Here is a 10,154-nt window from a genome sequence, read left to right on the forward strand (position 1 = left end):
AGCCGCTGATGCACACCCGGCATCTGCACGGCTCCATCACCCCCTGGCATGACAACGACACCGCCGTGGTGGGCACCAACGTGGTATATGCCCGTATCCAGAACCAGGGGGGCAAAACCCGCCCCCATGAAATCCGCCCCCGCAACCGGCAGGCGCTGCGCTTCAACGGTCGCTATGCGAAGAAGGTCAACCATCCGGGGTCGGATATTCCGGCGCGTCCGTTCCTGACGCTGACCGACCGCGACCTCGAGGAAATACAGCAGGCCGTCATCGCGTTTATGACCGGAAACGAATGAGCGCCTGTAACACCCCCTGTGGCGTTTACGACTGTTTGCGGGTAACGTGGTATGCCTGCGCGTTATTTAAATCAGTCTGACGCGATTTAAACGGGTTTTAAACGGGGTCTGGTCTCCCGTTTCGTCTCTCTCCTTCGGTTTTCCCCGGTACGTCCTTTCTGTTTCCTTTTTATCTGCTTCGCCTGCGCAACTGTTTGCGCCTCCTGGTGGGCGTTACCCTGCCTGCAGAACACAACTCAGGGACACGACCTTCCATGTGGAAATTTGCCACCGCCTCGCTGGCCACTATCGATAAAGCGAACACCGCCCGCGTGCAGCTGTTCCCGGCGGGCTGGTTTGGCCCGGCAAATGGCAGCCAGCGCTGGTATCTGGATGCGGCGCTCGCGCAAAAGTTGATTGAGGCGGCGGCCAGTAAGGTCAATGCCTATCTGTTCGACTATGAGCACCAGTCGCTGAATGCCCCCGGTGCCAGCGGCCCGGTTCCGGCAGCAGGCTGGTTCAGTAACCTGGTGTGGGTTGACGGTGAGGGCCTGTATGCCGATGTGCAGTGGACCGCCAGGGCGGCGGCACTTATCGCGGCTGATGAGTACCGCTATGTCTCCCCCACCTTTGGGTATGACGAGCAGGGCATGGTTCGGGAGCTTATTAATGCCGCGCTCACCAATATGCCGGTGCTGGACGGGATGCGCCCGGTCGCGGCCGCTTCCCTGATGTTTTTTGATAACGGAGAGAAACCGATGAACGAGAACCTGCGCCTTGCGCTCTGTGCCATCTTTGGTCTTGGCGACAAAGGCGATGAGAACGCTATCCTGGCCGCCATTGCGGCGCTGCGGGACGGCGAGATGAAGGCGACGAACTGCGCCAGCCTCAGCGCGATGATAGAGGCACATAAGGCCCTGCTGCTGCAGAAAGACCAGTCCATCCAGGACGGTCAGACGCAGATTGCCGCCCTGTCCGTGGCGGCGGGAAATCACAAACCTGACCCGACAAAATATGTGCCGGTGGCGGTGGTGGATGACCTGCGCACGAAGCTTGCCGCACTTTCCACCCAGTTTCAGGGTGACCGCGTGGACAAGCTCCTGACAGCGGCGCTCAGCGACGGGCGCGTGTTCCGGGGGGCAGATGAGGACAATCTGCGTGAGCTGGGTCAAACCGATTTTGCGTTGCTGGAGAAAATGGTGGCGGCCCGACAGCCGGTGGCCGCACTCTCCCGCCTGCAGAGTCAGGGCCTGAACCTGGACGATAAAGGCAACGCCACTCTGAGCGGCGATGCAGTGGCGATCTGCAGCCAGTTTGCAGGTCTGGATGAGAAGGCATTTGCCGGAGAACTGGCGAAGGAGATGGGCCATGGCGCTGACTGAAGAGCAAAAAACTGATTTTGATGCCCCGTACCGCGACGGCGAGCTGACCCCTGTCCCGGTGGCAAAGGGGGAACTGATCCCCGCCGGGACCATCGTCTGCGTCAACACTGAAGGTTTTGCCGTAGGCGGGAAAGAAGCGGTTGATCTGGTCTGGGCCGGGCGCGCGGAAACGCGGGCCGACAATACCGCCGGTAACGACGGGGCAATATCGGTCCTGATGCGCCGCAATAAAGCGTTCCGCTGGCGTAACGACGGGACCATTGTCCAGGCGCACGTGGGGAAACGCGTCTGGGTACTGGATAACCGCACCCTGACCGGCACCGACGGTGGCGCCAAGCGCTCCAAAGCGGGCACCGTCATTCTGCTGGAAAGCGATGGCGTCTGGATTGAATAAGGAAAGAAACGATGATCCTGAATAAAGGCAACCTCACCGCGCTGTTTGTAGCGCTGAAATCCACCTTTAACAAGGCGTTTGACGCCTCACCGTCCATGTGGGACCAGGTGGCTACGCTGGTGCCGTCCACCACACGCGAAAACAGCTATGCCTGGCTGGACCGCTTCCCGCGCCTGCGTGAGTGGGTGGGCGATAAAGTGGTCAAATCCCTGACCCAGCATAACTATACGCTGCCCAATAAATCCTTTGAAGCCACGGTGGAGGTGGACCGGGATGACCTCGAAGACGACCAGCTCGGGATTTATGCCCCGCAGGCGCAGGAGGCAGGCTTCAGCGCGAAGCAGTGGCCGGATGAGCTGGTCTTTGAAGCGCTGAACGAGGCTTTCAGCAAGAAATGCTATGACGGCCAGCCGTTTGTGTCGGAGAAGCACCCAAACGGCACGGACAAAGCGGGCAAAGTCATCCTGGTCAGCAACCAGGGTACAGCCCCGCTGTCTGCCGAGTCGCTGGACAAAGCGAAAGCCTCCTATGGCAAAGGTCGCACGGTACTGCGTAACATGAAAGACACGGAAGGCCGTCCGCTGAACGTTCGCCCGACGCTGCTCGTCGTGCCCCCGGCGCTGGAAGACACGGCCAACGCCCTGATGACCGCCGAACGTCTGGATGACGGGAAGACCAACATCTACAAGGGCACCGCCAAAGTTCTCGTGGTGCCGTGGCTGACCGACGATGACGCCTGGTTCCTGATGGACACCAGCCGTGCCATCAAGCCGCTGATTTTCCAGCAGCGTAAGAAGCCGGTCTTTGTCTCCCAGCAGGACATGAACAACCCGGATGTGTTTATGCGCAAAAAGCTGAAGTTCGGGGCTGAGGCGCGCGGATCGGCAGGTTTCGGTCTGTGGCAGATGATTCACGGCTCCACCGGCAAGGGCTGAGACCATGACTTACGCCACTCCTGAGGACTATATCGCGTATTTCACCGAGCGGGATGCGACCGGTGTTTCAGCAAGGCGAGGCGTGGGTGCGCCGGATACCACCCGCATTGCCCGCCACCTGCAGTCGGCCAGCGACCGCATCGACTCATACCTGGGGGCACGCTACAGCCTGCCACTCAGCGATGTGCCTGGGGCGCTGCGGGATTACTGCTGCGATATCGCCCGTTTTCTGATGGTGGGCACGGAGCACCAGACCACGGAGGAAATGCGCATCCGCTATGACGATGCGATTGCCTGGCTGAAACGGGTGGCGGACGGGAAAATCACCCTTGGCAGCGCCACTAAAGATGGACAGACCGTGGAGCCGTCCTCCCCGGATGTGGTGTTTTACAGCGGCGGCGAGGATTTGTGGAGCCGCAACCGCACGGGTGGAGGGTGTTACTGATGATTATCGCCATTGAAGATGCCATCTGTGAACGCCTTCAGGCGGGGCTCGGGATATCGGTTTCGGAGGTGATGTCGTGGGACGTCATGACCGATGACATTGGCAGTATCCTGGACTGCCTGCCGGGGGCGTTCGTGACCTTCACCGGTATCACTGGCAGCCAGCCCCACGACACCCGCCGCACCCGCTATAAGGTCACCGCGAACTTTGCGGTGTTTGTCGCCGACCACAATGTGCGGGAAAACGAGGCGGTCCGGCACGGCGACGTCCGCACGGATGAACCCGGCTGTTATCGCCTGGTGCGGGCGGTGCGCCGCCTGCTCTCCGGGCAGGATTTGGGGCTGGATATCGGACGTCTGGTGCCCGCCACCGTGAAAATGGTGACCGGGAAGGTGCTGGGTGAAAAGGCCATCGGGATGTACGAGTGCCTGTTCACCACGTTCTGGTACGAAGATGTGCTTGAAAACCGACGCTGGCCGGTAGCGCCCGAGTATGACACCCACCCTGACCACGACTTTGTGCTGTGGGAAGGCCAGCTGGATGATGCCCCACCGGAGCACCGGGCCACGCATGCGGCCTGGCAGCTTCAGGGCCAGCCCGTGGCGGATGATACGGTGCTGGTCCCTGCCAAACCCGAACCTGAATCTGATGCCGCTGAAGACGGCCCGTTACTCTGAGGAATTACACCATGATGGTTATTGCCCGTCCGGGGCTGAAAGTGCCCCTTGAAGACGATGCCCGGCGCTACATCACCGACGGCGATCCGGTGGATGTCGTTGACGGTTCGGTGTACTACCTGCGCCGACTGCATGAAGGTGATCTGGTTCCGGCTCCGGCCCCCGCGCCATCGGGCACGGCCCCTGAACCTGCAGTACCCGCCGAAAAAAACACAACGCCCTCCCTGCCAGCCCGAAAGGCGGCTGTGGGGACTGAAACGGGTGCCGATACTCTGGCCACCAACAACGATAAACAAGAGGACTGACGGATGAGTGACATTATTCCGGCCTCCACCCGCGTACCGGGCACCTATGTGGGATTTGATTATTCCCGCGCGGGCCGCACGCTCGCCGCCGGGGAGCAGTACATGGTGATCCTCGCCCAGCGTCTGACCACCGGCACGGTGAACGCACTCACGCCAGTGGATGTGTACAGCGCGGAAGCCGCCGCGCTCTGGTTTGGTCGTGGCTCACAGGCTCACCGGATGGTGGCGAAAGCCATAAATGCTAACAGCAACCTGCAACTGGCGGTCTGTGCGCTCGATGATGACGGGGCAGGCGTGGCGGCCACCGCCACGCTGATACTGAGCGGGACGGCCGCAACGTCAGGTCAGGTTCGCCTGCAGGTGGCCGACATCACCGTGGCGGCAGCGGTATCGCCGGGTGACCGGGCTATTGACCTGATGGATACTCTGGTGGGAGCCATCGCGGCCCGCGCAGACCTGCCGCTGAAGGCAGAAACAGGGGATGTGGCTCCCGTCACTTTTGACGTTAATCCGCCTAAAGTCAGAGGCATCGCGCTGACGGCCTGCCACAAGGGTACCTGCGGGAATGAAATCGGGCTGGTACTCAGCATCACGGCGGACGGTATTACCGGGGCGATGAAGCCGATGGCGGGCGGTGTCGGTGACCCGGATATCGCCCCGGCGCTGGCCGCCATCTTCAGTGCCGGGCATACGGTGATCGTGATGCCTTACAGCACTGATACCACCATGAAAGCGTTGTCCACCCATCTGGACAAGGTCTCCGGCCCGGTAGAGCAGCGCGGGGCCATCGGGGTGACCGGCTGGCGCGGCACGCTGGCGGCGGGTACTACGCTGACCAGCACGGTCAATGCCGCCCGGACCACCACAGGCTGGCATAACGGTTCGCTCTGCAGCAACGGCGAAATCGCCGCAGTGTACGGGGCAACCGTCATCAGCGAGGACGACCCGTCTGAGCCGCTGGATAACCGGGCGCTTATCGGCCTGGATATCACGCCCCAGTCCGCCTGGCCGATGCGCACAGAGGAAGAGAAAGCCCTGCACAACGGCCTGACGCCGTTCCGGGTGCAGGGCAGCCGGGTACAGCTGGTTCGCGCCATCAGTACCTACGTTAAGAACGCGGCTGGCACGGACGATGACACCCTGCTGGATATCACCACCATCCGCACCCTGGATGCCATCCGGCTGGCGTGGCGCACAAGGATGTCGCAGCGCTTCCCGAACGGGGGGAAACTCACCGACCGCAGGCTGCAGCAAATCCGCTCGGAGACGCTGGATGTGCTGTATGCCATGGAAAGGCTGGAGTGGGTGGAAGATATCGACACGTACAAAAACCAGGTGACCGTCACCCGCAACGCACAGGACCGGACCCGTGCGGACGTGGGCATCCCGGCCCCGGTTGTGCGCGGCCTGCATATCCTGACCGGCACGGTCTACCTGTACTGAGGAGAGAACTAATGGCAGATGTCTACATTGGACCGATTGTGCTGGAAGTAAACGGCACGGAAATCGAGGTGACCCGCGTCAGCCCGACGGTGGACACCGGACGCAAGCTGGTGAAGACCATGAACTCCACCGGCCGTGCGCGCGGGCACGTCAACGGCATCGCGACGTACAACCTGACGCTGGAGGCAGTCAAGCCCAAAGGCCGCACCTTCATCTGGGAAAACATCGTGGACGCAAAACTGACGCTGTTTCCCGAGGACGGCGGCGACAAGACCATCACGTACCAGAACTTTACCGTGCAGACGGTGGGTGACGAGTACAACGTGGACAACGAAGCGCGGGTGAGTATCACCGGCTTTGCCCTGAACCGTATTGAGGAATAATGATGACCGATTCACTGAACACCACCGGCACCCTGAGCGTGGGGATTGTGTATAACGGCGAGACACACCGGGATTTTACCCTGCATCTGCCCACGGTCGGAGACGAAATCGACGCCTCGGAGTCCGGCGTGCCGGATGCAGGCTTCGGCGTGGCGCTGATGGCCACCTGTCTGGATGCGCTCGGCACTCTCCCGAAAGAGGCTATCACCTATGACCTGCTGCGGGACATGGACAGCGACGATTACCGCCAACTGACGGCCGCCCGCGATGCGCTCAAAAAAAAGCGCGCGGACGCGAACGGCGACTCCGCGACTTCCGGTTCGCCTGCCTCCGGCTCAGACGGTACGGATACAGCGAATCAGACCTCCGGGCTCTCGACACTGTAACCCTGGGGGCACTCCTCGATGGCGTCCAGCGCATCGAGGCCCCCAAAGCCTGGTTTAAACAGCAGCGCGGGGGTGGCACAACGTATGTGAGCCGCCGCCAGTCCTCCCGGCGAAACCGCCCATCCTCCAGGACATAATCCATGGCCGGTCCCTTTGAAACACAAATGAGTATTGGCCTGCGCGACAACGCCAGCGCCGGTATTCAGCGTATCCGCAATGAAGTGAAGCGCATGCAGGAGGCCCGCGAGGTGCTGGGTATCCGCAGCGAGCGCACCATTCAGCAAAAAATTGACCAGACGTCTGCCGCCTATCTGCGTCTGGCCCGCTCCGGCACGCTGTCGGCGACTGAGCAGCAACGTGCCTGGGAGCGTACATCGTCCATCATCAGCCGCCTCAATAAAGAGATGAGCGTGGTTGAGCAGCAGCAACAACGCCTGAGCCGGAACCCGGCCCGCGAGGCCCGTGCCGTACTGGGCATCAGAAGCGAGCAGGATATCCGGCGTGAGATTGCCCAGACGGAGGCCGCCTACAACCGCCTTGAGCGCTCCGGCGTGATGTCAGCCATGGAGCAGCAGCGGGCGTATGCCCAGATGACCAGCACCGTCGGCAAGCTGCGCCGGGAGCTGGGTGAAACGGAGCGTACCCAGAGCCGTCTGGCCTCGGGGCTGAAAACCGGGCTTAAAGTCGCCGGAACCGTGGGTGCAGTGGCCGTGGGGACTGGTCTGGCCTTGCGTAAACCGATAGAGGATCGGGCGGTATATGACCAGGAACTGCGTAATCAGGCTAACTTTACCTACAGCGGTCTGGGGCTCGAAGGCCGCAAAAAAGGTATGGGGGTTATTGACCAGCAAATCAGATCGGCGACTGACTACAGTGGAGCCAGCATTACTGAAGCGCTGACCGCGCTCGAAACGATGCAGCGCTCAGGGGTGATGAAACCCGGCCAGCCCGGTAAGTTTTTGCCTAACGTACTGAAAAATGCAGTGGCAACAGGTGCTGATGCTGCTTCCGTTGCTAATACCCAGGCCAGCGCCGTGAACTTTGGGCTGAACGATAAGGATGCCATCGCGGCTGTCAGTCTGCTGACCACGGATGCCCAGCATGGGCGCATGAGTGTGCCGGTGCTGGCTGAAACCATCCCGCGAGGTCTGGAGGCAGGGAAATCTGCTGGCTTCTTCGGGCGCAGAGGTTTCGCGCAAATCGCTGGTTTATTTGAAGCTTCATCCATCGGTGCGCAGAACTCTGAGGATGCGGCAGTCAACGTCAACGATCTGCTGGCAGAAATGACGTCCAGTAATCTGAAAAACAATGCGAAACGTATCAAGATAAACGGGCGTGGCATTGATATTCAGAAAATGACCCGTCACGATCTCGCACTCGGGCTCACGCCGCTGGATACCATAACGAACGTCATCGGTAAAATGGATGAAAACGATCCGCAGTACCGCCGCGTGAAAAAACAACTTGCTCACACAACCGATCCTGATAAGCGTGAGCTACTGGAAGCCCAGCTGCAGCGGTATCATGGGGAACACATCTCTGCGCTGTTTCATAACCAGCAATCCCGAAACGCCTATATCAACTTTGATCGCAACCGTGAGTTTTATAACCGCCTTGTGAACGAAGGTGTAGCGCAGTTCGATCTTACTGAGAACAAGCGTTCTGCCTCGCAGGATTTTAATCTGATTAAGCAGGGCCCGGAGTGGCAATTCAACCACGCTAAAAACGCTGCCATATTTGCCAGCTATGACGCTACAAATGAACCAACCACGCTTGCGGGTAAGCTGGCTGATGAGTTTGCCGATCTTGCCAAAAGATTTCCGACGCTGGCCGAGTCTGTCTCGATTACCACTACAGCATTCCATTCGTTATACGATGCGGTAGGGGGGGTGGGCGGTCTGGGAGTCGGCGGTTTTGCGCTGTACAAAATGGGGAAAAAATTCTTCAGTAAAGGAGAAAAACCAGGAGCTGGTGTTGTCGAACCACCGGCGGCAGGTACCGCAGGTGATGAGATCGCTCAGGCGCTAACAGAGACAGGAGAGATCGCCGGGAAAAGTAAGCTTCTGTTACCACTGAAAGTTCTTAACCCCATCACCGATGCCGCCATGCTGGGGAGTTCCCTTTATGAACACTTTATCAAGCGCGGGAAAGATAAAATCGCGGAAGGTAAAGGTGCGCCCCTTCCGGGGAGCGAGCTGCCATACCCTGCCGGGGCGCTGGACGTCTGGGACGAGATCCATAAATTCATCAGCAACAGTACTCCGGCACCGACCAAAGGCAATGTCAGCACTTCCCCGTCTAAGCCACAGCAGACCGTAGTGAACGTTTACCTGGACAGCCAACTGGTGACGCAGCAGATCATGCGGCAGTCTGAGCTGACAAACCGGAGGTACGGTTCATGACCGATATGCTTTCCCAGCTGGCGGCGCTGGCCGGTATTGATGAGCTGCTTCCCGCCTCGTTCCGGGGTGTGGCGTTCGAATGTCTGTCAACCAGCGATGCGCTGGCCCGCGATACCGTGAGCTACGCGTATCCGTATCAGGACGGGGCGACGATTGAAGACCATGGCCTGCGCCCGGTCTCCTTTAAGCTGACCGCCTTTCTGTTTGGCCATGACTGGAAACAGCAGTTAAAGGCGCTTTTAACCACGTTTAAATCTGCTGAAACCGGCGAACTGGTGCACCCGGTATACGGCTCCATTCCCCGCGCCCGGTTTATGTCAGCCGGGGTTGAAAAGCAGGTGGAGCCCCTCAACGCGGTCACCGTGGAGCTGGTCTTCACCGAGGCCGGGGCTGAGCAGGCATTGTTTGCCACGGCGTCTGCCAGTCAGGCCCCGGAGAGTATTTTCTCCACCGGGAACCATCTGCTCGACAGCGCCGCCTCCGCCTTCAGCACCGCGATGAAAGATATCCGACTGCTTGAGAACGGCGTGGAGCGTATCAACACGATTATCGCCCAGGGTGAATACCTGCTGGGTGAAGTCCGGGAGGAGATTCAGGGGGCAGTGGCGAGCGTCAGCAACCTGCTGGACACGCCGTCGGCGCTTATCAGCGACCTTAAAGGGATGCTGGGCACCTTCAGCGACACCCTGAACCTCACCGGCGAGAGCGTAAAATCAGACTGGCAGCAGGCCACCCATCTGGCCGGGAAGGTGCTGTCGCTGCCAACGGCGTGGATTAATGCCCGGAGCGTCACCACCATCACTAAACCTTTTGCCCTGCCGCTGAGCCAGGTGACGGCCGTCCGGGCCAGCGATACGCAACTGCTGACCCGCACAGCCCGACTGGTCACGGTCAGCGAGCTGGCGGCGGTGGCCACCACCCTCATGCAGAACGAAGTGACGGCTCCGGCCCTCACCAGTACCTGGATTGAAGCTATCGTGAACGACGTCCGTCGGTCGGTGATGACCGCCCTGAGTGAGGCACGGGCCGCCATGCAGCAGGATATCACCACGGCGGCGCTGTCCGGGCTGACCGCCGACACGCGTACTCACAGCGCGATTATCAGCGACCTGCAGCGCACCGCCTGG

Annotated in this window: 12 protein-coding genes; all 12 read left to right on the plus strand. The window is 60.3% G+C overall.

What is annotated here, in order from left to right:
* On the plus strand, nt 1–296 hold a 296-nt coding region (locus tag CNE01S_RS23340), incomplete at its 5' end, for a phage virion morphogenesis family protein (RefSeq protein ID WP_174522192.1).
* Between the two features lie 254 nt (nt 297–550).
* Nucleotides 551–1,657: a phage protease gene (locus CNE01S_RS23345; protein ID WP_082763282.1), complete on the plus strand. Its 1,107-nt coding sequence runs from the start codon at nt 551–553 to the stop codon at nt 1,655–1,657.
* Nucleotides 1,644–2,051: a hypothetical protein gene (locus CNE01S_RS23350; protein ID WP_061279000.1), complete on the plus strand. Its 408-nt coding sequence runs from the start codon at nt 1,644–1,646 to the stop codon at nt 2,049–2,051. The genes CNE01S_RS23345 and CNE01S_RS23350 overlap by 14 nt, the downstream gene beginning before the upstream one ends.
* An 11-nt stretch (nt 2,052–2,062) precedes the next feature.
* Nucleotides 2,063–2,986 carry a Mu-like prophage major head subunit gpT family protein gene (locus CNE01S_RS23355; protein WP_061279001.1) on the plus strand — a complete coding sequence of 308 codons (924 nt, stop codon included), beginning with the start codon at nt 2,063–2,065 and terminating at the stop codon, nt 2,984–2,986.
* Between the two features lie 4 nt (nt 2,987–2,990).
* Nucleotides 2,991–3,431, plus strand: a complete 441-nt coding sequence (locus CNE01S_RS23360; protein ID WP_061279002.1) for a gp436 family protein — start codon at nt 2,991–2,993, stop codon at nt 3,429–3,431.
* Nucleotides 3,431–4,108, plus strand: coding sequence for a phage protein Gp37 (locus tag CNE01S_RS23365; RefSeq protein WP_061279003.1), 678 nt, complete (start codon nt 3,431–3,433; stop codon nt 4,106–4,108). Before CNE01S_RS23360 ends, CNE01S_RS23365 begins: the two co-directional genes overlap by 1 nt.
* Before the next feature lie 11 nt (nt 4,109–4,119).
* Nucleotides 4,120–4,413 carry a hypothetical protein gene (locus CNE01S_RS23370; protein ID WP_061279004.1) on the plus strand — a complete coding sequence of 98 codons (294 nt, stop codon included), beginning with the start codon at nt 4,120–4,122 and terminating at the stop codon, nt 4,411–4,413.
* Between the two features lie 3 nt (nt 4,414–4,416).
* Entirely contained in the window at nt 4,417–5,856 is a 1,440-nt protein-coding gene (locus tag CNE01S_RS23375) for a phage tail sheath subtilisin-like domain-containing protein (RefSeq protein WP_061279005.1), read from the plus strand.
* 11 nt (nt 5,857–5,867) lie between these two features.
* Nucleotides 5,868–6,239 (plus strand): hypothetical protein, encoded by a 372-nt coding sequence (locus tag CNE01S_RS23380; protein ID WP_061279007.1) that lies wholly within the window; start codon nt 5,868–5,870, stop codon nt 6,237–6,239.
* Nucleotides 6,239–6,625, plus strand: a complete 387-nt coding sequence (locus CNE01S_RS23385) for a phage tail assembly protein (RefSeq protein ID WP_072279225.1) — start codon at nt 6,239–6,241, stop codon at nt 6,623–6,625. The genes CNE01S_RS23380 and CNE01S_RS23385 overlap by 1 nt, the downstream gene beginning before the upstream one ends.
* Before the next feature lie 140 nt (nt 6,626–6,765).
* On the plus strand, nt 6,766–9,027 hold the full coding sequence (locus CNE01S_RS23390) for a phage tail tape measure protein (RefSeq protein ID WP_061279010.1): 2,262 nt from the start codon (nt 6,766–6,768) through the stop codon (nt 9,025–9,027).
* Nucleotides 9,024–10,154 (plus strand): DNA circularization N-terminal domain-containing protein (locus CNE01S_RS23395; RefSeq protein WP_061279013.1); only part of this gene is annotated, 1,131 nt, incomplete at its 3' end. The genes CNE01S_RS23390 and CNE01S_RS23395, both read left to right, overlap by 4 nt.

This window comes from Cedecea neteri NBRC 105707 = ATCC 33855 (assembly GCF_001571265.1).
GTDB classification, from domain to species: Bacteria; Pseudomonadota; Gammaproteobacteria; order Enterobacterales; family Enterobacteriaceae; genus Cedecea; species Cedecea neteri.

Bases quoted from the DNA above. Each gene is read 5' to 3' on its own strand.
- CNE01S_RS23365 (WP_061279003.1), top strand. From the start codon at position 3,431: ATGATTATCGCCATTGAAGATGCCATCTGTGAACGCCTTCAGGCGGGG.
- CNE01S_RS23375 (WP_061279005.1), top strand. From the start codon at position 4,417: ATGAGTGACATTATTCCGGCCTCCACCCGCGTACCGGGCACCTATGTG.
- CNE01S_RS23350 (WP_061279000.1), top strand. From the start codon at position 1,644: ATGGCGCTGACTGAAGAGCAAAAAACTGATTTTGATGCCCCGTACCGC.
- CNE01S_RS23385 (WP_072279225.1), top strand. From the start codon at position 6,239: ATGATGACCGATTCACTGAACACCACCGGCACCCTGAGCGTGGGGATT.
- CNE01S_RS23390 (WP_061279010.1), top strand. From the start codon at position 6,766: ATGGCCGGTCCCTTTGAAACACAAATGAGTATTGGCCTGCGCGACAAC.
- CNE01S_RS23355 (WP_061279001.1), top strand. From the start codon at position 2,063: ATGATCCTGAATAAAGGCAACCTCACCGCGCTGTTTGTAGCGCTGAAA.
- CNE01S_RS23370 (WP_061279004.1), top strand. From the start codon at position 4,120: ATGATGGTTATTGCCCGTCCGGGGCTGAAAGTGCCCCTTGAAGACGAT.
- CNE01S_RS23345 (WP_082763282.1), top strand. From the start codon at position 551: ATGTGGAAATTTGCCACCGCCTCGCTGGCCACTATCGATAAAGCGAAC.
- CNE01S_RS23360 (WP_061279002.1), top strand. From the start codon at position 2,991: ATGACTTACGCCACTCCTGAGGACTATATCGCGTATTTCACCGAGCGG.
- CNE01S_RS23380 (WP_061279007.1), top strand. From the start codon at position 5,868: ATGGCAGATGTCTACATTGGACCGATTGTGCTGGAAGTAAACGGCACG.